At 57.9% G+C, this 14,990-nt stretch carries 28 protein-coding genes; all 28 read left to right on the forward strand.

The annotated features are described in order from the left end of the window. Positions 1-725: EF-Tu C-terminal domain-related protein (locus AC2A6O_RS23840; RefSeq protein WP_498930866.1), on the forward strand; the 725-nt coding region annotated here is incomplete at its 5' end. A 73-nt stretch (positions 726-798) separates the two neighbouring features. Next, positions 799-1,107, forward strand: coding sequence for a 30S ribosomal protein S10 (gene rpsJ / locus AC2A6O_RS23845; RefSeq protein ID WP_006936455.1), 309 nt, complete (start codon positions 799-801; stop codon positions 1,105-1,107). A 23-nt stretch (positions 1,108-1,130) separates the two neighbouring features. Further along, on the forward strand, positions 1,131-1,841 hold the full coding sequence (gene rplC, locus AC2A6O_RS23850; protein WP_148586601.1) for a 50S ribosomal protein L3: 711 nt from the start codon (positions 1,131-1,133) through the stop codon (positions 1,839-1,841). After that, positions 1,841-2,461 (forward strand): 50S ribosomal protein L4, encoded by a 621-nt coding sequence (gene rplD / locus AC2A6O_RS23855; RefSeq protein ID WP_148586602.1) that lies wholly within the window; start codon positions 1,841-1,843, stop codon positions 2,459-2,461. Before rplC ends, rplD begins: the two co-directional genes overlap by 1 nt. Beyond that, positions 2,458-2,751 (forward strand): 50S ribosomal protein L23, encoded by a 294-nt coding sequence (locus AC2A6O_RS23860; protein ID WP_148586603.1) that lies wholly within the window; start codon positions 2,458-2,460, stop codon positions 2,749-2,751. Before rplD ends, AC2A6O_RS23860 begins: the two co-directional genes overlap by 4 nt. An 18-nt stretch (positions 2,752-2,769) precedes the next feature. Beyond that, positions 2,770-3,600, forward strand: a complete 831-nt coding sequence (gene rplB, locus AC2A6O_RS23865; RefSeq protein WP_148586604.1) for a 50S ribosomal protein L2 — start codon at positions 2,770-2,772, stop codon at positions 3,598-3,600. A gap of 12 nt (positions 3,601-3,612) precedes the next feature. Then, positions 3,613-3,891: a 30S ribosomal protein S19 gene (gene rpsS, locus AC2A6O_RS23870; RefSeq protein WP_006936450.1), complete on the forward strand. Its 279-nt coding sequence runs from the start codon at positions 3,613-3,615 to the stop codon at positions 3,889-3,891. A 2-nt stretch (positions 3,892-3,893) separates the two neighbouring features. Continuing rightward, the gene (gene rplV / locus AC2A6O_RS23875) at positions 3,894-4,274 is read left to right on the forward strand and encodes a 50S ribosomal protein L22 (protein ID WP_006936449.1); all 381 of its coding nucleotides are present in this window, start codon (positions 3,894-3,896) and stop codon (positions 4,272-4,274) included. Continuing rightward, positions 4,274-5,002, forward strand: coding sequence for a 30S ribosomal protein S3 (gene rpsC / locus AC2A6O_RS23880; RefSeq protein ID WP_148586605.1), 729 nt, complete (start codon positions 4,274-4,276; stop codon positions 5,000-5,002). Before rplV ends, rpsC begins: the two co-directional genes overlap by 1 nt. 47 nt (positions 5,003-5,049) lie before the next feature. Then, a complete protein-coding gene (rplP, locus tag AC2A6O_RS23885) occupies positions 5,050-5,463 on the forward strand; it encodes a 50S ribosomal protein L16 (RefSeq protein ID WP_148586606.1) in 414 nt (137 codons plus the stop codon). Between the two features lie 21 nt (positions 5,464-5,484). Then, positions 5,485-5,685 (forward strand): 50S ribosomal protein L29, encoded by a 201-nt coding sequence (gene rpmC / locus AC2A6O_RS23890; protein WP_006936445.1) that lies wholly within the window; start codon positions 5,485-5,487, stop codon positions 5,683-5,685. 10 nt (positions 5,686-5,695) lie between these two features. Then, a complete protein-coding gene (gene rpsQ, locus AC2A6O_RS23895) occupies positions 5,696-5,926 on the forward strand; it encodes a 30S ribosomal protein S17 (RefSeq protein WP_148586607.1) in 231 nt (76 codons plus the stop codon). A gap of 68 nt (positions 5,927-5,994) precedes the next feature. Next, positions 5,995-6,363: a 50S ribosomal protein L14 gene (gene rplN, locus AC2A6O_RS23900; protein ID WP_148586608.1), complete on the forward strand. Its 369-nt coding sequence runs from the start codon at positions 5,995-5,997 to the stop codon at positions 6,361-6,363. Next, the gene (rplX, locus tag AC2A6O_RS23905) at positions 6,363-6,680 is read left to right on the forward strand and encodes a 50S ribosomal protein L24 (RefSeq protein ID WP_006936441.1); all 318 of its coding nucleotides are present in this window, start codon (positions 6,363-6,365) and stop codon (positions 6,678-6,680) included. Before rplN ends, rplX begins: the two co-directional genes overlap by 1 nt. Beyond that, positions 6,673-7,230: a 50S ribosomal protein L5 gene (rplE, locus tag AC2A6O_RS23910; protein ID WP_148586609.1), complete on the forward strand. Its 558-nt coding sequence runs from the start codon at positions 6,673-6,675 to the stop codon at positions 7,228-7,230. Before rplX ends, rplE begins: the two co-directional genes overlap by 8 nt. Positions 7,231-7,251: 21 nt before the next feature. After that, the gene (rpsN, locus tag AC2A6O_RS23915; protein ID WP_006936439.1) at positions 7,252-7,557 is read left to right on the forward strand and encodes a 30S ribosomal protein S14; all 306 of its coding nucleotides are present in this window, start codon (positions 7,252-7,254) and stop codon (positions 7,555-7,557) included. A 12-nt stretch (positions 7,558-7,569) separates the two neighbouring features. After that, on the forward strand, positions 7,570-7,968 hold the full coding sequence (gene rpsH, locus AC2A6O_RS23920; protein WP_006936438.1) for a 30S ribosomal protein S8: 399 nt from the start codon (positions 7,570-7,572) through the stop codon (positions 7,966-7,968). 41 nt (positions 7,969-8,009) lie between these two features. Continuing rightward, a complete protein-coding gene (gene rplF / locus AC2A6O_RS23925; protein WP_148586610.1) occupies positions 8,010-8,543 on the forward strand; it encodes a 50S ribosomal protein L6 in 534 nt (177 codons plus the stop codon). A gap of 12 nt (positions 8,544-8,555) precedes the next feature. Then, the gene (gene rplR, locus AC2A6O_RS23930) at positions 8,556-8,918 is read left to right on the forward strand and encodes a 50S ribosomal protein L18 (RefSeq protein ID WP_148586611.1); all 363 of its coding nucleotides are present in this window, start codon (positions 8,556-8,558) and stop codon (positions 8,916-8,918) included. A gap of 41 nt (positions 8,919-8,959) precedes the next feature. After that, positions 8,960-9,526 carry a 30S ribosomal protein S5 gene (gene rpsE / locus AC2A6O_RS23935; protein ID WP_148586612.1) on the forward strand — a complete coding sequence of 189 codons (567 nt, stop codon included), beginning with the start codon at positions 8,960-8,962 and terminating at the stop codon, positions 9,524-9,526. 41 nt (positions 9,527-9,567) lie between these two features. Further along, positions 9,568-9,765: a 50S ribosomal protein L30 gene (gene rpmD / locus AC2A6O_RS23940; RefSeq protein ID WP_148586613.1), complete on the forward strand. Its 198-nt coding sequence runs from the start codon at positions 9,568-9,570 to the stop codon at positions 9,763-9,765. Positions 9,766-9,787: 22 nt separating this feature from the next. Continuing rightward, a complete protein-coding gene (gene rplO / locus AC2A6O_RS23945; RefSeq protein WP_148586614.1) occupies positions 9,788-10,255 on the forward strand; it encodes a 50S ribosomal protein L15 in 468 nt (155 codons plus the stop codon). A gap of 47 nt (positions 10,256-10,302) precedes the next feature. Continuing rightward, positions 10,303-11,634: a preprotein translocase subunit SecY gene (gene secY / locus AC2A6O_RS23950; RefSeq protein ID WP_148586615.1), complete on the forward strand. Its 1,332-nt coding sequence runs from the start codon at positions 10,303-10,305 to the stop codon at positions 11,632-11,634. Further along, a complete protein-coding gene (locus tag AC2A6O_RS23955) occupies positions 11,631-12,227 on the forward strand; it encodes an adenylate kinase (protein WP_148586616.1) in 597 nt (198 codons plus the stop codon). The genes secY and AC2A6O_RS23955 overlap by 4 nt, the downstream gene beginning before the upstream one ends. A gap of 178 nt (positions 12,228-12,405) precedes the next feature. Next, positions 12,406-12,774 carry a 30S ribosomal protein S13 gene (rpsM, locus tag AC2A6O_RS23960; protein ID WP_148587328.1) on the forward strand — a complete coding sequence of 123 codons (369 nt, stop codon included), beginning with the start codon at positions 12,406-12,408 and terminating at the stop codon, positions 12,772-12,774. A gap of 71 nt (positions 12,775-12,845) precedes the next feature. Next, complete coding sequence (gene rpsK / locus AC2A6O_RS23965; protein ID WP_006936427.1) at positions 12,846-13,235, forward strand: 30S ribosomal protein S11; 390 nt, start codon at positions 12,846-12,848, stop codon at positions 13,233-13,235. A gap of 90 nt (positions 13,236-13,325) precedes the next feature. After that, positions 13,326-14,348, forward strand: coding sequence for a DNA-directed RNA polymerase subunit alpha (locus tag AC2A6O_RS23970; RefSeq protein ID WP_006936426.1), 1,023 nt, complete (start codon positions 13,326-13,328; stop codon positions 14,346-14,348). Between the two features lie 81 nt (positions 14,349-14,429). Further along, entirely contained in the window at positions 14,430-14,855 is a 426-nt protein-coding gene (rplQ, locus tag AC2A6O_RS23975) for a 50S ribosomal protein L17 (protein WP_055654713.1), read from the forward strand. Positions 14,856-14,990 lie beyond the last annotated feature (135 nt).

The following is a 14,990-nucleotide window of genomic DNA, read 5'->3' on the forward strand; positions in this document are numbered from 1 at the left end:
AACTGCTGTCTTCCTACGAATTCCCGGGCGACGACATTCCGATCGTCAAGGGTTCTGCGCTGGCAGCCGTTGAGAACCGCGATCCGGCCATCGGCCGCGATGCGATCCGTGAGCTGATGGCTCAGGTCGACGAATACATCCCGACCCCGGAACGTCCGAAGGACCTTCCGTTCCTGATGCCGATCGAAGACGTCTTCTCGATCTCCGGCCGTGGTACGGTTGTGACCGGTCGTGTTGAGCGCGGCATCATCAAGGTCGGCGAAGAAGTTGAAATCGTCGGCATCAAGGATACCAAGAAGACGACGGTTACCGGCGTTGAAATGTTCCGCAAGCTGCTGGACAGCGGTGAAGCAGGCGACAACATCGGCGCCCTGATCCGTGGTATCGGTCGTGAAGACGTTGAGCGTGGTCAGGTTCTTTGCAAGCCGGGTACTGTTACCCCGCACACGAAGTTCAAGGCTGAGGCTTACATCCTCACGAAAGAAGAAGGTGGCCGTCACACCCCGTTCTTCACCAACTACCGCCCGCAGTTCTACTTCCGTACGACGGACGTGACTGGTGTGGTGTCCCTGCCGGAAGGCACGGAAATGGTGATGCCGGGCGACAACGTCTCCGTTGACGTTGAGCTGATCGTGCCGATCGCGATGGAAGAAGGCCTGCGCTTCGCTATCCGCGAAGGTGGCCGTACCGTCGGTGCCGGCGTCGTCGCATCCATCATCGAATAATCGACAGCCGGGCCTGCCGGTGATTTTGAAGTGAAACGCGGGCAGGCCCGCAGTCTTATTGGGAACAACAACAATGAACGGTCAGAATATCCGGATCCGCCTCAAGGCGTTTGACCACCGTATTCTCGACGCCTCCACCAAGGAGATCGTCAATACGGCCAAGCGGACCGGTGCTCAGGTACGGGGTCCCGTGCCGCTGCCGACGCGGATTGAGAAGTACACCGTGCTTCGCGGACCGCATATTGATAAGAAAAGCCGCGATCAGTTCGAGATGCGTACGCATAAGCGTCTTCTCGATATCGTTGATCCGACACCGCAGACCGTGGACGCGCTGATGAAGCTCGACCTCGCCGCTGGTGTCGACGTCGAGATCAAGCTCTAAGCCGGGTCGAAGGGGACACATCCATGCGTTCTGGAGTGATCGCTCAGAAAGTGGGCATGACCCGCATCTATAACGATGCAGGCGAGCATGTTCCGGTCACCGTTCTGCGGCTGGAAAATTGCCAGGTGGTAGCCCACCGGACTGACGAAAAAAATGGTTACACTGCGCTGCAGCTCGGTGCAGGTAGCCGTAAAGTAAAGAATACGCCGAAGGCACTGCGCGGCCACTTTGCTGTTGCAAAGGTCGAGCCGAAGCGGACCGTGGCCGAATTCCGCGTTTCCGCGGAAAACCTCATCGACGTTGGTGCGGAATTGACCGCTGACCACTACGTCGAAGGCCAGTTTGTCGACGTGACCGGCACTTCTATCGGTAAGGGTTTTGCCGGTGCCATGAAGCGTCACAACTTCGGTGGTGGCCGTGCAACGCACGGTAACTCGATCTCGCACCGTTCGCACGGTTCTACCGGTCAGTGTCAGGACCCGGGCCGCGTGTTCAAGGGCAAGAAAATGGCCGGTCACATGGGTGATGCCCGCGTGACCACGCAGAACCTGAAGGTTGTGCGCACTGATGTTGAGCGTGGCCTGATCATGGTCGAGGGCTCTGTTCCGGGCGCCAAGGGCGGCTGGATCCTGGTCCGCGACGCGATCAAAAAGGCGCTGCCGGAAAACGTTCCGGTTCCGGGTGCTTTCAAAGCAACCGAAGCGACTGCGGCCGCCGGGAAGGAGAGTGAGTGATGGAACTCCAGGTCAAGACCCTCGAAGGTGGGGCGGCCGGTTCGATCACGGTGTCTGACGAGATCTTCGGTCTCGAGCCGCGCACCGATTTGATCCACCGTGTGGTGCGTTGGCAGCTGGCCAAGCGCCAGGCAGGCACCCACAAGACTCTGGGCCGTTCGGAAGTTTCCGGCACGACGAAGAAATTCGTCCGTCAGAAAGGCTCCGGCGGCGCACGTCACGGCAACAAGAAGGCCCCGCAGTTTCGCGGTGGCGGCAGAGCATTTGGCCCGGTCGTTCGCGACCACAGCCATGAGCTTCCGAAGAAGGTTCGCGCCCTCGGCCTGAAGCATGCCCTGTCGGCGAAAGCCAAGACAGACAGCATCGTTGTTGTTGAAGACGCAAAGGCTGCCGAAGCAAAGACCAAGGCGCTCAAGGCACAGCTCTCCAAGCTCGGCCTGACCAGCGCTCTGATCATTGATGGTGCTGAAGTCGATGCAAACTTCGCTCTGGCGTCCCGCAACATTCCGCATCTGGATGTGCTGCCGGTTCAGGGCATCAACGTTTACGACATCCTGCGTGCCAACACCCTGGTGTTGACAAAGGCTGCGGTGTCCGCACTTGAGGAGCGCTTTAAATGAGCAAACTTCCTCACTACGACAAAATCGTTGGCCCGGTGATCACCGAAAAGTCGACGATGGCTTCCGAAGAGAACAAGGTTGTCTTCAAAGTTGCCAATGATGCAACGAAGCCGGAAATCAAGGCCGCAGTGGAAGCACTGTTCGGTGTGAAGGTCACGGCAGTGAACACCCTGGTCCGCAAGGGCAAGGTGAAGCGCTTCCGGGGTCGCATCGGCCGGCAGTCCGACTACAAGAAGGCCGTCGTAACGCTGCAGGAAGGTCACGGTATCGACGTGACCACCGGGCTCTAAGACGGGGACTTAAGAAAAATGGCACTTAAGACATTCAACCCGACGTCCCCAGGCCGCCGTCAGCTGGTTCAAGTTGATCGCTCTGGTCTGTGGAAAGGCAAGCCGGTCAAGACCCTGACCGAAGGCCTGTCCAAGTCCGGTGGCCGCAACAATACCGGCCGCCTGACGTCTCCGAACCGCGGTGGCGGTCACAAGCGGTCTTACCGTCTTGTCGACTTCAAGCGGCGTAAATGGGACGTTCCGGCTACGGTCGAGCGCCTTGAATACGATCCGAACCGGACCGCATTCATTGCTCTCATCCGTTACGAAGACGGTGAACTGAGCTACATCCTGGCGCCTCAGCGCCTGGCTGCTGGCGACACCGTTGTTGCCGGTGAAAACGTCGACGTGAAACCGGGCAATGCCGCGCCTCTGGCTCGCATTCCGGTTGGCACGATCGTGCACAATGTCGAGCTGAAGCCGGGCAAAGGCGCCCAGATCGCTCGTTCGGCAGGCGCGTTCGTACAGATCGTCGGCCGCGACCAGGGCTACACCACGCTGCGCCTGATGTCTGGCGAGCAGCGCCGTGTGCTCGGAACCTGCATGGCTTCCATTGGCGCCGTGTCCAACCCGGACCACGCCAACGTTAACCTGGGTAAAGCAGGCCGTTCCCGCTGGCTTGGCATTCGTCCGCACACTCGCGGTGTTGCCATGAACCCGATCGATCACCCTCATGGTGGTGGTGAAGGCAGGACCTCCGGCGGTCGTCATCCGGTTACTCCTTGGGGTAAACCGACCAAAGGTAAGCGTACGCGGCGCAATAAGCAGACTGATAAGTTTATCGTCCGCAGCCGTCACGCGAAGAAGTAAAGGGCAAGGATCGTGGCACGTTCGATCTGGAAAGGTCCGTTTGTCGACGGGTATCTGCTGAAGAAAGCGGACAAGGTCCGTGAGTCCGGCCGGAGCGAGGTCATCAAGACCTGGAGCCGCCGCTCTACCATCCTGCCGCAGTTCGTCGGTTTGACCTTCGGCGTCTACAACGGTCAAAAGCACGTTCCGGTGCTGGTGTCTGAAGAAATGATCGGTCACAAGTTTGGCGAGTTCTCGCCGAGCCGGACCTATTATGGACACGGCGCCGACAAGAAGGCGAAGAGGAAGTAACGATGGGCAAGCCGAAGCGTGAGCGGACGCTCGCTGACAATGAGGCCCGGGCAATGACCCGCATGCTGCGCGTTTCTCCGCGCAAGCTGAACCTCGTTGCGGCTTCGATCCGTGGTAAAAAAGTCGGGTCCGCGATTGCGGATCTGACATTCTCCCGCAAGCGCATTGCGCAAGACGTCAAGAAGACCTTGATGTCCGCGATTGCCAACGCGGAAAACAACCATGACCTGGACATCGACAACCTGGTGGTTGCTGAAGCACATGTCGGAAAGGCATTTGTGATCAAGCGGTTCCAGGCCCGTGCACGTGGCCGTGTTGGCCGGATCGAGAAGCCGTTCTCGAACCTGACCATCGTCGTGCGCGAAGTTGAGGAGACTGCCTGATGGGACATAAGACAAACCCGATCGGCATGCGCCTCGGGATCAACCGCACCTGGGATAGCCGCTGGTTCGCGAACAAGAACGAATATGGCGATCTTCTGCATGAAGATTTCCGCATCCGTGAGTTCCTGCTGAAAGAACTGAAGCAGGCTGCAGTTTCCAAGGTTGTTATCGAACGCCCGCACAAGAAGTGCCGCGTGTCCATTCACTCGGGTCGTCCGGGTGTGGTCATCGGTAAAAAGGGCGCCGATATCGAGCGTCTTCGCAAGAAGATCGCCGACATCACCAATTCCGAAGTGCACCTCAACATCGTTGAAGTGCGCAAGCCGGAAATCGACGCGACCCTGGTCGCACAGTCGATTGCCCAGCAGCTGGAACGCCGTGTTGCTTTCCGTCGCGCCATGAAACGGGCCGTTCAGTCCGCCATGCGTCTCGGTGCCCAGGGCATCCGTATCAACTGCGGTGGCCGTCTCGGCGGTGCGGAAATTGCGCGTATCGAATGGTACCGCGAAGGCCGCGTCCCGCTTCACACTCTGCGTGCCGACATCGACTACGGTGTTGCTAGCGCTCACACGGCTTACGGCGTGTGCGGTGTGAAGGTCTGGATCTTCAAGGGTGAAATTCTGGAACACGATCCGATGGCGTCTGAACGCCGTGCGACCGCTGCTTCTGAAGGCAACCAGGGTGATCGCGGCGGACGCCGGGATCGGGGCCGCGAGCGCGCAGCTTAATTCAAGCTGCCTGCCGCTCGTAACTTAAGAAAGACGAGAGAAGAACGATGCTGCAACCGAAGCGCACAAAGTTCCGCAAGCAGCACAAGGGCCGCATCCACGGCTTGTCGAAGGGGGGCACTGACCTCAACTTCGGCGCATTCGGTCTGAAGGCTATGGAGCCCGAGCGTGTTACGGCACGTCAGATCGAAGCGGCCCGCCGTGCTATGACCCGCCACATGAAGCGTGCGGGTCGTGTTTGGATCCGCATCTTCCCGGACCTCCCGGTTTCCTCGAAACCTGCTGAAGTCCGCATGGGTAAAGGTAAGGGTTCTCCGGATTACTGGGCTTGCCGTGTCAAGCCGGGCCGGATCATGTTCGAAATCGATGGTGTGCCGGAAGACATTGCGCGTGAAGCTATGCGTCTTGCTGCAGCCAAACTGCCGATCAAATGCCGTTTCGTTCAGCGTATCGGCGAGTAGGGCAGGCGAGGAGTTAGAGCCATGAAGGCTACCGATGTACGGGCTAAGACCCTCGACGAGCTCCGTAGTGAGCTTGAAGGCCTGAAGAAAGAGCAGTTCAACCTGCGCTTCCAGCGGGCTACGGGTCAGCTTGAAAACACCGCGCGTGTCCGGCAGATCCGCCGCGACATCGCACGTATCCAGACGATCATGCGCGAAAAGCGCGTGTCGGCGAACGCGTAAGGAGACGGCCATGCCGAAGCGTATCCTGCAGGGCACCGTTGTCAGCGACGCCAATGACAAGACGGTGACGGTGAATGTGGAGCGCCGCTTCACGCACCCGCTGCTTAAGAAGACTGTGCGCCGGACCAAGAAGTACCGCGCACACGACGAGAGCAACCAATACAAGGTTGGCGACATTGTTCAGATCGAAGAATGCGCGCCGATTTCGAAAAACAAACGTTGGACCGTGGTCGCTCAGTGACCGCTCTCCATTAGTGAGCATCAGGCGCCCGTAACCCGAGCGCCATCAGAAGAACAAGGCAGCCAGTCATGATTCAGATGCAAACAAACCTCGACGTCGCCGATAATTCCGGCGCTCGTCGTGTCATGTGCATCAAAGTGCTCGGCGGCTCCAAGCGTAAATATGCCCATGTAGGCGACATCATCGTCGTCTCCGTGAAAGAGGCAATTCCGCGGGGCCGCGTCAAAAAGGGCGACGTGATGAAGGCTGTCGTCGTGCGCACGGCTAAGGATATCCGCCGTCCCGATGGCAGCGTGATCCGGTTCGACCGCAATGCGGCCGTGCTGGTCAACAATAACAAGGAGCCGATCGGCACCCGTATCTTCGGACCGGTACCGCGTGAACTCCGTGCAAAGAACCATATGAAAATCATTTCGCTCGCGCCGGAGGTGCTCTGATGGCTGCGAAAATTAAAAAAGGCGACACGGTGGTCGTGCTGACCGGCCGTGACAAGGGTAAGTCCGGCGAAGTCATTCAGATGCTGCCGGCTGACAACAAAGCCCTGGTCCGCGGCATCAACATGGTTCGCCGCCACCAGAAGCAGACCCAGACGCAGGAAGCTGGCATCGTGGCTAAGGAAGCTCCGATTCATCTTTCCAACGTCGCGCTGGCCGATCCGAAGGACGGCAAGGCAACGCGAGTCGGCTTCAAAGTGCAGGACGATGGCACCAAGGTCCGTGTGGCCAAGCGTTCGGGAGACCTGATCGATGGCTGAGACCACTAACGTGCCGCGTCTGAAGACGCACTATGACGAAGTTGTGCGCAAGCAGCTTATGGAAAAGTTCCAGTACAAGAACGTCATGCAGGTTCCGCAGCTGGAAAAAATCGTGCTCAACGTCGGTGTCGGCGAAGCGGTCAGCGATTCCAAGAAGGCTCGCATTGCTGCAGACGATCTGGCACTGATTGCCGGTCAGAAGCCGGTTATTACCAAAGCGAAAAAATCCATCGCGACCTTCAAGGTCCGCGAAGGCATGCCGCTTGGCGCAAAGGTGACCCTGCGCCGCCAGCAGATGTTCGAATTCATGGATCGCCTGATCACCATCGCGCTGCCGCGCGTACGTGACTTCCGCGGCCTGAATCCGAAGAGCTTCGACGGTCGCGGCAACTACGCCATGGGCATCAAAGAACACATCGTGTTCCCGGAAATCGAGTACGACAAGGTCGACCAGATCTGGGGCATGGACGTGATCATCTGCACCACGGCGCCGAATGACGACGAAGCACGCGAGCTTCTGCGCGCGTTCAACTTCCCGTTCACGAAGTAACGGGCAAGGAAGGGATCGACGATGGCGAAGAAAAGCGCAATCGAAAAAAACAAGCGCCGCGAGAAGCTTGTCAAGAAATACGCTGAGAAGCGCGCTGCCCTGAAGGCACTGGCTAAAGATGAGAGCCTGTCCCTGGAAGAGCGGTACAACGCACGCCTGAAGCTGGCGAAACTGCCGCGGAATTCCGCGCCGAACCGCGTTCGCAATCGTTGCGAAGTGTCCGGCCGTCCGCGCGGTTTTTATCGCAAGCTGAAGATGTCGCGTATTGCGCTTCGTGAACTGGGTTCCCTGGGCAAGATCCCGGGCCTGGTCAAGTCGAGCTGGTAAGGAGAAACTCCGATGGCAATTTCTGATCCGTTGGGGGATATGCTGACCCGCATTCGCAACGCGCAAATGCGTCGCAAGAACAAGGTCAGCTCACCAAATTCCAAATTGCGTGCACATGTACTTGATGTGCTTGCAAAAGAGGGGTACATCCGTGGCTACACCACGGTTGAATACGAGGGCGGTAAGTCCGAGTTGGAAATCGAATTGAAGTATTTCGACGGTGAACCGGTTATTCGCACGATTGAACGTGTGTCCAAGCCGGGCCGCCGCGTGTACTCGTCGGTGAAAAACATCCCGCATGTCTCCAATGGCCTGGGCGTGTCGATCATTTCGACCCCGCGTGGCGTCATGAGCGACCATCAGGCGCGGGACGAAAACGTAGGTGGTGAGGTACTGTGCCGCGTCTTCTGATGCGGCATCCTCACTTTTAAAACAACGACAAGGTTGGTCATATGTCTCGTATTGGCAAAAAGCCAGTCCCCGTGCCAAGCGGGGTAACGGCATCGATCGACGGTCAGACGGTTACGATCAAGGGCCCGAAAGGCGAAAAGTCTTTCATGCTCAACGATCTGGTTCTGGCCGAAATGACGGATGATGGGATCAAAATCGATCCGTGCAACGGCACCAAGCCGGCTCGCTCCATGTGGGGTATGAGCCGCACCATGGTCGCGAACCTGATCACCGGTGTAACCGAGGGCTTCAAGAAAGACCTCGCTATTACCGGTGTTGGTTATCGCGCTCAGGTCCAGGGTAAAAACCTTCAGCTGGCGCTCGGTTTCTCTCATGACGTCGTCTATCCGATTCCGGATGGCATCGATATTGTGTGCCCGAAACCAACGGAAATCAGCATCACCGGTACCGACAAACAACGCGTCGGTCAGGTAGCTGCTGAGATCCGCGATTTCCGCCCGCCGGAGCCCTACAAGGGCAAAGGCGTTCGTTATGCAGGCGAGTTCATCGTCCGCAAAGAAGGCAAGAAGAAGTAACGGACCCAGATCATGGCGAACAGCAAACAAGCTTTCGAGCGCCGCCGCGATCGCGTGCGCCGTTCGATTCAGAAAGCCGCGAACGGTCGTCCGCGCCTTTCTGTCTTCCGCTCGTCGAAGCAGATCTACGCCCAGATCATCGACGATGCGAAGGGACATACGATTGTCTCTGCTTCAACGATCGAAACAGATCTCAAGGGCAGCCTGAAAACGGGCGCCGACGTCGCTGCAGCCGCAGCCGTTGGCAAGCTTGTCGCCGAGCGTGCTGCGGCCGCTGGCGTAAAGCAGGTCGTGTTCGACCGTGGCGGATATCAGTTTCATGGGCGCGTAAAAGCGCTTGCTGATGCAGCCCGCGACGGTGGACTTGAATTCTGACCAGCGCCCGTTGGCGCTCTTAAGAACGGAAGACGTATAATATGGCGAGACATGAAAATCGCGATCGCGACGAGCGAGACAGCGAATTCGTCGACAAGCTCGTTCACATCAACCGCGTTGCGAAAGTGGTCAAGGGTGGCCGTCGTTTCGGCTTCGCAGCACTTGTTGTGGTTGGTGACCAGAAGGGCCGTGTCGGCTTCGGTCATGGCAAGGCACGTGAAGTGCCGGAAGCCATCCGTAAGGCAACTGAAGCAGCAAAGCGCACGATGATCCGTGTACCGCTTCGCGAAGGCCGGACGCTCCACCACGATGTGGAAGGCCGTCATGGCGCTGGCAAGGTTCTGCTGCGTGCAGCTCCGGCCGGTACCGGTATCATCGCAGGCGGCCCGATGCGTGCCGTTTTCGAAACGCTCGGCGTCCAGGACGTTGTGGCCAAGTCTCTGGGGACTTCCAACCCCTACAACATGGTTCGTGCAACTTTCGCTGCGCTGACCAAGGAAGACAGCCCGCGTTCCGTCGCTGCCCGCCGTGGCCTCAAGGTCTCCGTGCTGCAGTCCCGCCGTCGTGACAACAACGATGAGGCGGCTTCGGCTGCCGCTGAGGCTTGACCTTAGCGGCTCCGGTCCCCAGCTGAGAGAGGGTACGTTCCATGGCGAACACCGAAAACACTGTTACGGTCGAACAGATCGGCAGCCCGCTGCGCCGTCCTAAGGACCAGCGCGCGACGCTCGTCGGTCTCGGCCTGAACAAGATGCACCGCCGTTCCACACTGAAGGACACTCCTGAGGTGCGCGGCATGATCAATAAGGTCCAGCATCTCGTTCGCGTCGTCGAAGACAACGCGTAAGAACGGGGTGAGGAGATAGAACATGAAGCTCAACGAACTTCGTGACAACGAAGGTGCCACACCGGACCGCATGCGCGTCGGTCGTGGCATCGGGTCCGGCAAGGGCAAGACCGGTGGCCGTGGTGTCAAAGGTCAGAAATCCCGTTCCGGCGTTGCCATCAAAGGCTTTGAAGGCGGTCAGATGCCGCTTCACCGCCGTCTGCCGAAGCGCGGCTTCACGAACATTTTTGCCAAGGACTACAATACCGTGTCCATTGGCCGTGTTCAGAAGGCGATCGATGCAGGCAAGCTGAATGCGTCCGAGACGGTTACCGTCGAAGCGCTGAAGGCAGCTGGTGTTGTCAAGCGGGTCCGTGACGGTGTGCGCATCGTTGCCAACGGTGAACTCACCGTTGCAGTGACCTTTGAAGTTGCCGGTGCCTCCAAGGGCGCTGTCGCAGCGATTGAAAAAGCAGGCGGCAAGGTTGCCGTACAGGGAGCTCAGGCTTAACAGCCTGGGCTTCACCCATTTCCTGGGCAAGCATTCCGGAGTAGGGCATGGCATCGGCCGCCGAGCAACTGGCGTCAAATCTCAATTTCTCAGCTTTCGCCAAGGCTGAAGAACTCAAAAAGCGCATCTGGTTCACACTGGGGGCGCTTTTGGTTTATCGACTGGGCACTTACATTCCCTTGCCCGGCATCAATCCGGACGCCTTCGCGCAGGCCTTCAATCAGGCCCAGTCCGGCATCATCGGCATGTTCAACATGTTCTCCGGCGGTGCCGTTCAGCGCATGGCGATCTTCGCTCTCGGCATCATGCCGTATATTTCCGCTTCCATCATCATGCAGCTCATGACGACCGTTGTGCCGTCCCTTGAGCAGCTGAAAAAGGACGGCGAGCAGGGCCGCAAGGTCATCAACCAGTATACGCGCTACGGTACTGTTATCCTGGCAGCGTTCCAGGCGTACGGTATTGCGGTGGGTCTGGAAGGCGCTGCCAGCGTTGTGACCGATCCGGGCTGGTTCTTCCGCGGATCCACGGTGCTGACGCTTGTTGGCGGAACCATGTTCCTGATGTGGCTTGGCGAACAGATCACGTCGCGTGGCATTGGTAACGGTATTTCCCTGATCATCTTTGCCGGCATCGTTGCCGGTCTGCCGGTGGCACTGGTCAATGTGCTTGAACTTGGCCGTCAGGGGTCTCTGTCGACCCTGCTGATTCTCGGTGTGCTGATTCTGGCCGTGGTTGTGATCGCGCTGATCGTGTTCATGGAGCGGGCTCAGCGCCGGCTTCTGATCCAGTATCCCAAGCGCCAGATGGGCAACCGCATGTTCGAGGGCAACACCTCGTTCCTGCCGCTGAAGTTGAACACCGCAGGTGTCATTCCGCCGATCTTTGCGTCGTCGCTTCTGCTTGTTCCGGCAACCATCGGCGGTTTCAGCCAGGGCTCCGGCAACGAGTGGCTGACGTATATCACCGCTGCGCTTGGGCATGGTCAGCCGCTGTTCATGGTGGCCTATGCCGCAATGATCGTGTTTTTCTGTTTCTTCTACACGGCCATCGTTTTCAATCCGAGCGATACGGCTGACAACCTGAAGAAACACGGTGGGTTCATTCCGGGCATTCGCCCCGGTGAGCGAACCGCCCAATATATCGACTACGTTCTGACGCGCATTACGGTGGTCGGTGCCATATACATCACCGTCGTTTGTCTATTACCCGAATTCCTTATTTCGGCGACGGGCGTTCCGTTCTATTTCGGTGGCACCTCTTTGTTGATTGTCGTAAGCGTGACAATGGATACCGTGTCACAGATCCAGGGCCACTTGCTTGCGCATCAATATGAGGGTCTGGTGAAAAAAGCGAAATTGAGTGGGAGGCGTCGATGAGGCTTATTCTGGTTGGACCGCCAGGAGCGGGGAAGGGAACACAGGCAGCGCATCTCGTTGCGAAATACGGAATTCCGCAACTCTCCACCGGAGACATGTTGCGAGCTGCTGTTGCGTCCCGGACCCCGGTAGGCCTCAAAGCCAAGGAAGTGATGGACGCAGGCGGACTTGTTTCGGATGAGATTGTCGTCGGTATTATCCGCGACCGGATCGCCGAAGAAGATGCCAAGAACGGTTTCATTCTCGACGGCTTCCCGCGCACGCTTGCACAGGCCGAAGCGCTTGACGAGATGCTGGAAGCAAACAGCCTGAAACTGAACGCCGTCCTGGAACTGCGCGTAGACCAGTCCAAGCTGGTCGACCGGATCATCAAACGTGCTGCTGATGCACAGGCTGCGGGTCAGCCGGTGCGCAAGGACGATGACCCGGAAGTCTTCAAGCAGCGTCTTGAAGCCTATAACCGCGATACCGCAGTTGTTGTGCCGTATTACGAGAAGACAGGTCATCTTTCCGTCATCGACGGCATGCAGTCCATCGATGAAGTGACGGCCTCAATAGATTCCGTTCTTCAAGGACTTGACGAAAAGGTTTAGAGCCGGTAAAGGACCCGCTCTACCTTACAGTTAAGCCGGTTCCATGTATGTGGGGCCGGCATTCTCTGTGCCGGGGGTACCCCGGCATTTTCGTACCCGCAAGGGCCGGACTCCACCGGACGCGGGCATTATAACCTGCGGCAAGACCATGTCTGGCCGCGTAATCATGGAGACGAACGTGGCACGTATTGCTGGCGTTAACATCCCGACGAACAAACGCGTAATCATTGCGCTTCAGTATATTCACGGCATTGGCGCGAAATTCGCCCAGGAAATCATCGAGAAGAACAACATCGATGCTGCCCGCCGCGTGAACGAGCTTTCTGACGCAGAAGTCCTGTCCATCCGCGAAACCATCGACCGCGATTACCTCGTTGAAGGTGACCTGCGTCGTGAGACCGCAATGAACATCAAGCGTCTGATGGACCTTGGCTGCTACCGCGGCCTGCGTCACCGCCGCGGCCTGCCGGTTCGCGGTCAGCGGACGCATACGAACGCACGTACCCGCAAGGGTCCGGCTAAACCGATCGCAGGTAAGAAGAAATAATTACCCTGCCTGGATTGGTGGTGGAGCTGCCGGCATTACGGCAGTGAAGAGATCAAAACAAGGATAAGAGAATGGCTAAAGACACGACGCGCGTGCGTCGCCGCGAGCGCAAGAACATTTCTTCTGGCGTTGCGCATGTGAATTCCACGTTCAACAACACCATGATCACGATCACCGACGCACAGGGCAATGCGATTTCCTGGTCGTCCGCCGGTGCACTCGGTTTCAAAGGTTCCCGTAAGTCCACTCCGTACGCTGCCCAGGTTGCTGCGGAAGATGCTGCGAAAAAAGCTGCCGAGCACGGCATGCGCACCCTTGAAGTGGAAGTACGCGGTCCGGGTTCGGGTCGTGAATCTGCTTTGCGCGCCCTGCAGGCTGCCGGTTTCCTGATCACGTCCATCCGTGACGTGACGCCGATTCCGCACAACGGCTGCCGTCCGCGTAAGCGTCGCCGCGTCTAAGGCTTCCCAGCTTTAGGTACTTGTTTCTCCAAATGGCAAAGAATGGCCTGGCGTTGAACCGCCGGGCGGGATAGCCGAAGGGACGAAAACGTGACCATTCAAAAAAACTGGCAAGAACTGATCAAGCCGACCAAACTCGAGATCAAGCCGGGTGAAGATCCGCGCTTCTTGGCAACTGTCGTTGCCGAGCCTCTTGAGCGTGGCTACGGTCTGACCCTTGGCAACGCGCTGCGCCGTATTCTGCTGTCTTCTCTGCAGGGTGCCGCCGTGACTGCCGTTCAGATCGATGGCGTTCTGCATGAGTTCTCGTCGATCCCGGGTGTCCGGGAAGATGTCACCGACATCGTACTGAATATCAAGGAAATCGCTATCCGTATGGAAGGCGAGGGCCCCAAGCGCATGGTCGTGCGCAAACAGGGACCTGGTGTTGTCACCGCCGGCGATATCCAGACTGTTGGCGATGTTGAGGTTCTAAATCCGGAACTGGTGCTCTGCACGCTGGATGAAGGCGCTGAAATCCGCATGGAATTCACCGTCAACACTGGCAAGGGCTATCATTCTTCGGACCGGAACCGTCCGGAAGATGCGCCGATTGGCCTGATCCCGGTCGACAGCCTCTACTCTCCGGTCAAGAAGGTCTCCTACAAGGTGGAAAACACCCGTGAAGGCCAGGTTCTTGACTATGATAAGCTGACCCTGACTGTCGAAACCGATGGTTCCGTCAAGCCGGAAGACGCCGTGGCATTCGCGGCACGCATTCTGCAGGATCAGCTCTCCATCTTCGTCAACTTCGAAGAGCCGCAGCGTGAAGTCGCCGAGGACAGCGTCCCGGAACTGGCTTTCAACCCTGCGCTTCTGAAGAAGGTCGACGAGCTGGAACTGTCTGTGCGGTCTGCAAACTGCCTGAAGAACGACAATATCGTGTATATTGGCGATCTCATTCAGAAGACCGAAGCGGAAATGCTGCGGACCCCGAATTTCGGCCGCAAGTCGCTGAACGAAATCAAGGAAGTTCTCGCTCAGATGGGTCTCCATCTCGGCATGGAAGTCGCCAACTGGCCGCCTGAGAACATCGATGATCTCGCCAAGCGCTACGAAGACCATCAGTACTAAGGGCGCACGCGTCCTGTGAGGATCAACCGGGCAAGAGTTCAACCAGAAGAACTGACTGCCTGAAAGAAAAAGGAGAGGGCCATGCGCCACGGTAAATCCGGCCGCAAGCTCAACCGGACCTCTAGCCACCGTAAGGCTATGTTCGCGAACATGGCAGCGTCGCTGATCAAGCACGAACAGATCGTAACGACACTGCCGAAGGCTAAAGAAATGAAGCCGATCATCGACAAGCTCATCACCCTGGGCAAACGCGGTGACCTGCATGCACGCCGTCAGGCCATTTCGCAGATTCGCGATGCGGCTATGGTTGCCAAGCTGTTCGAAACGCTCGGTGAGCGTTACAAGGACCGCAGCGGCGGTTATTCCCGCGTGCTGAAAGCCGGTTTCCGCTATGGCGACAATGCTCCGATGGCTGTCATCGAGCTGGTCGACCGTGACCCGGAAGCACGCGGTGCTGAAGATCGCGCCCGCGTAGAAGCTGAAGAAGCAGCTGAAAACGCAGCGTAACAATTTGCCTTCTTGGCAAATCAAAGAGGCGGGCAGAATTGCCCGCCTTTTTTGTTGTTCAAGCGACTGTCAGAATTGACGATTCCGTTTCGAATATTGAGACCCCGATTATCAATGATTTAAGGAAAACTGCTT

It is taken from the genome of Labrenzia sp. ATLA3 (assembly GCF_057180185.1).

What these genes read in the sequence shown, in the direction of transcription:
- rpsJ (WP_006936455.1), top strand. Translation starts at nt 799, where the DNA reads ATGAACGGTCAGAATATCCGGATCCGCCTCAAGGCGTTTGACCACCGT.
- rplC (WP_148586601.1), top strand. Translation starts at nt 1,131, where the DNA reads ATGCGTTCTGGAGTGATCGCTCAGAAAGTGGGCATGACCCGCATCTAT.
- rplD (WP_148586602.1), top strand. Translation starts at nt 1,841, where the DNA reads ATGGAACTCCAGGTCAAGACCCTCGAAGGTGGGGCGGCCGGTTCGATC.
- AC2A6O_RS23860 (WP_148586603.1), top strand. Translation starts at nt 2,458, where the DNA reads ATGAGCAAACTTCCTCACTACGACAAAATCGTTGGCCCGGTGATCACC.
- rplB (WP_148586604.1), top strand. Translation starts at nt 2,770, where the DNA reads ATGGCACTTAAGACATTCAACCCGACGTCCCCAGGCCGCCGTCAGCTG.
- rplV (WP_006936449.1), top strand. Translation starts at nt 3,894, where the DNA reads ATGGGCAAGCCGAAGCGTGAGCGGACGCTCGCTGACAATGAGGCCCGG.
- rpsC (WP_148586605.1), top strand. Translation starts at nt 4,274, where the DNA reads ATGGGACATAAGACAAACCCGATCGGCATGCGCCTCGGGATCAACCGC.
- rplP (WP_148586606.1), top strand. Translation starts at nt 5,050, where the DNA reads ATGCTGCAACCGAAGCGCACAAAGTTCCGCAAGCAGCACAAGGGCCGC.
- rpmC (WP_006936445.1), top strand. Translation starts at nt 5,485, where the DNA reads ATGAAGGCTACCGATGTACGGGCTAAGACCCTCGACGAGCTCCGTAGT.
- rpsQ (WP_148586607.1), top strand. Translation starts at nt 5,696, where the DNA reads ATGCCGAAGCGTATCCTGCAGGGCACCGTTGTCAGCGACGCCAATGAC.
- rplN (WP_148586608.1), top strand. Translation starts at nt 5,995, where the DNA reads ATGATTCAGATGCAAACAAACCTCGACGTCGCCGATAATTCCGGCGCT.
- rplX (WP_006936441.1), top strand. Translation starts at nt 6,363, where the DNA reads ATGGCTGCGAAAATTAAAAAAGGCGACACGGTGGTCGTGCTGACCGGC.
- rplE (WP_148586609.1), top strand. Translation starts at nt 6,673, where the DNA reads ATGGCTGAGACCACTAACGTGCCGCGTCTGAAGACGCACTATGACGAA.
- rpsN (WP_006936439.1), top strand. Translation starts at nt 7,252, where the DNA reads ATGGCGAAGAAAAGCGCAATCGAAAAAAACAAGCGCCGCGAGAAGCTT.
- rpsH (WP_006936438.1), top strand. Translation starts at nt 7,570, where the DNA reads ATGGCAATTTCTGATCCGTTGGGGGATATGCTGACCCGCATTCGCAAC.
- rplF (WP_148586610.1), top strand. Translation starts at nt 8,010, where the DNA reads ATGTCTCGTATTGGCAAAAAGCCAGTCCCCGTGCCAAGCGGGGTAACG.
- rplR (WP_148586611.1), top strand. Translation starts at nt 8,556, where the DNA reads ATGGCGAACAGCAAACAAGCTTTCGAGCGCCGCCGCGATCGCGTGCGC.
- rpsE (WP_148586612.1), top strand. Translation starts at nt 8,960, where the DNA reads ATGGCGAGACATGAAAATCGCGATCGCGACGAGCGAGACAGCGAATTC.
- rpmD (WP_148586613.1), top strand. Translation starts at nt 9,568, where the DNA reads ATGGCGAACACCGAAAACACTGTTACGGTCGAACAGATCGGCAGCCCG.
- rplO (WP_148586614.1), top strand. Translation starts at nt 9,788, where the DNA reads ATGAAGCTCAACGAACTTCGTGACAACGAAGGTGCCACACCGGACCGC.
- secY (WP_148586615.1), top strand. Translation starts at nt 10,303, where the DNA reads ATGGCATCGGCCGCCGAGCAACTGGCGTCAAATCTCAATTTCTCAGCT.
- AC2A6O_RS23955 (WP_148586616.1), top strand. Translation starts at nt 11,631, where the DNA reads ATGAGGCTTATTCTGGTTGGACCGCCAGGAGCGGGGAAGGGAACACAG.
- rpsK (WP_006936427.1), top strand. Translation starts at nt 12,846, where the DNA reads ATGGCTAAAGACACGACGCGCGTGCGTCGCCGCGAGCGCAAGAACATT.
- rplQ (WP_055654713.1), top strand. Translation starts at nt 14,430, where the DNA reads ATGCGCCACGGTAAATCCGGCCGCAAGCTCAACCGGACCTCTAGCCAC.